The organism is Synechococcus sp. BO 8801 (assembly GCF_002252675.1).
GTDB lineage: Bacteria > Cyanobacteriota > Cyanobacteriia > PCC-6307 > Cyanobiaceae > Cyanobium.
This window is the reverse complement of record NZ_NQKY01000043.1, coordinates 1-3103: the sequence shown is the minus strand read 5'-3', so window position 1 is coordinate 3103 and position 3103 is coordinate 1. Positions and strand designations below refer to the sequence as shown.

The window sequence follows — 3103 nt, the reverse complement described above, 5'->3', positions numbered from 1 at the left end:
TCGATGCCGATCCACAGGCCCGCCACCGCCAGCACAGCCAGCAGCGTCTCCCACCACCACTTCAGTGGATAACGCCGCACCGGCTGCTCCACCAGCCCGTACGCCGCCACCGCCAGCACCACGCTCCCCGCCACCGCCACCACGTACTGCCACCACGTCTCCATCCCCCACGTCCACCGCAGCAGCACGATCACCGGCCAGTGCCACAGGTACAGCGAATACGACAGCAGCCCGCACGTCAGCAGCACCCGCTCCAGCCAGCGTCCCGGCAGAAATCTCCCCCCCTCTCCCGGGCCCGCCTGCAGCACCAGCAGCGTCCCCACCACCGCCGGCAGCACCCCGGGCACCGGGAAGCCCTCACGCTCCGACGTCATCACCACCGCCCACAGCAGCAGCGCCGCCCCCGCCAGCCGCGGCCAGCGGCCCTTCATCCACTCCGCCCCCAGCAGACCCCGCCGCTGCGACACCAGCAGCAGCGAGCCCACCGTCAGTTCCCACAGCCGGCTCGGCATCAGGAAAAACGCCGCCATCGGCGCGCTCTGCGTCCACCACCAGCTCGCACCCAGCGACAGCACGATCAGCGCCGCCAGCAGCGGCACGCTCCGCCGCACCCCGTAGCCGATCCCCACCATCAGCAGCGGGAACACCAGGTAGAACTGCTGCTCCACACCCAGCGACCAGGTGTGCAGGAACGGATTCAGATCCGAATCCGTCGCGAAGTAATCCAGCTGCCCCATCAGGTAGTTGTTCGACCACCCGAACAGCGCCTTGAGGGCGACGATGAAATACGGCCCGCTCTCCAGCGGCGGGATCAGCATCGCCACCCCCAGGCTCGTCACCGCCAGGCACACCAGCAGGTTCGGCAGCAGACGCCGCACACGCCGCAGATAGAAATTCCCCAGCCGGGGCCACAGCGGCTTGCTCGCCTGGCCCAGCAGCGAGCCCATCACCACGTAACCCGAGATCACAAAGAAGATGTCCACCCCGGTGAAGCCACCCGGCAGCCAGGCCTTGTTCAGGTGGAACACCAGCACCGCCAGCATCGCCGCTCCCCGCAGCGCATCGATGTCCGGCCGGTAGGCGAATGCTCCCCCCTTCCCGCCGCCTCCGGACGCCGGGACGCTCGCCGCTGCGGCGGCTCCGGTCGTGGCGGTGGGGGCCACCGCCATCAGCGCCCCCCCGGAATCAGGCCCGCCTCGGACAGGAACCGCTGGAACGGCCCCGCCAGCGAGCGACTTCCCGTGACACTCAGGTGGTGGGAATCGGAGTAGATGATCTTGCCCAGGTCATTGCGGTAGCGCACGCGGCCATCCGGGCCCAGCAGATAGGGGGTGGGGTCGAACACATGCACGTTCGGCAGGCCCGCCGCCGCCGCCGCCAGGGTGAGGCGCACCGCCTGCTGGCCCGCGGCGGTGGCGGCGGGGTCGGGGGCGCAGCTGGTGGCGGAATTCTTCGGGCAGGCCACGATCTCACGGGCGAGGGTGGGATTGTCGACCACCAGCACCAGCTGGATGCCCCGGGCCGCCAGACGCTGGGCATAGGCCCGCATGCTGAGAATGTGGGCCTGACGCATTTCAGCGACGTTAAGCCTCCGGCCTGAGAGGTAAGCCGGCTGCCCCTGGCTGGTGCCACCGGGGTCGGCGCTGCTCAGGTAGTTGTTGAGGTTGCTGGAGATCATGACGATGTCCCCCGGCTTCAGACGTTCGAGAGCCCGCTCCATCTCCCCGGCGGCGAAATCGGTGCAGGGCTTGTAGGGACGGTTGTTGAGGAACAGCGTCAGCTGGGGATCGATGAAACAGGAGCGCTTGTTGGTGAAGGTGATGCGCTGGCCTGTGGCGGCGGTGACCAGATCGAGCATCGGCAGCAGATGCTCGGCATGGGAATCGCCCAGCAGGAAGATCTCCCCGGCACCGGGCCGACCGGGCTTGCTGCAGCGTTCGAGATCGGAGCGGCTGGCGGGGCTGTAGGGGGTCCAGTAGGGAATGGCGCAGTTCTGATCGATCCGGGTGCCGGGCAGGGTGGGATTCCACTCCTGGACCCGTTCATGCAGGGGAACCGGATCCCGGTCGGTGCCGATGAAGAAGCGGCCGCGCACCGAATAGTGGAGGGTGTCGATGGCCGTCCACAGGCCCGCCACCGCCAGCACAGCCAGCAGCGTCTCCCACCACCACTTCAGTGGATAACGCCGCACCGGCTGCTCCACCAGCCCGTACGCCGCCACCGCCAGCACCACGCTCCCCGCCACCGCCACCACGTACTGCCACCACGTCTCCATCCCCCACGTCCACCGCAGCAGCACGATCACCGGCCAGTGCCACAGGTACAGCGAATACGACAGCAGCCCGCACGTCAGCAGCACCCGCTCCAGCCAGCGTCCCGGCAGAAATCTCCCCCCCTCTCCCGGGCCCGCCTGCAGCACCAGCAGCGTCCCCACCACCGCCGGCAGCACCCCGGGCACCGGGAAGCCCTCACGCTCCGACGTCATCACCACCGCCCACAGCAGCAGCGCCGCCCCCGCCAGCCGCGGCCAGCGGCCCTTCATCCACTCCGCCCCCAGCAGACCCCGCCGCTGCGACACCAGCAGCAGCGAGCCCACCGTCAGTTCCCACAGCCGGCTCGGCATCAGGAAAAACGCCGCCATCGGCGCGCTCTGCGTCCACCACCAGCTCGCACCCAGCGACAGCACGATCAGCGCCGCCAGCAGCGGCACGCTCCGCCGCACCCCGTAGCCGATCCCCACCATCAGCAGCGGGAACACCAGGTAGAACTGCTGCTCCACACCCAGCGACCAGGTGTGCAGGAACGGATTCAGATCCGAATCCGTCGCGAAGTAATCCAGCTGCCCCATCAGGTAGTTGTTCGACCACCCGAACAGCGCCTTGAGGGCGACGATGAAATACGGCCCGCTCTCCAGCGGCGGGATCAGCATCGCCACCCCCAGGCTCGTCACCGCCAGGCACACCAGCAGGTTCGGCAGCAGACGCCGCACACGCCGCAGATAGAAATTCCCCAGCCGGGGCCACAGCGGCTTGCTCGCCTGGCCCAGCAGCGAGCCCATCACCACGTAACCCGAGATCACAAAGAAGATGTCCACCCCGGTGAA

The 3103-nt window shown here is 68.6% G+C and carries 2 protein-coding genes; both read right to left on the bottom strand.

All coding sequences use genetic code 11. The features are described from left to right. Positions 1 to 1169: acyltransferase family protein (locus CJZ86_RS16365; RefSeq protein ID WP_143594197.1), on the bottom strand; the 1169-nt coding region annotated here is incomplete at its 3' end. Next, the coding region (locus CJZ86_RS16360) for an acyltransferase family protein (RefSeq protein ID WP_143594196.1) at positions 1169 to 3103 on the bottom strand (1935 nt) is incomplete at its 5' end. The genes CJZ86_RS16365 and CJZ86_RS16360, both read right to left, overlap by 1 nt.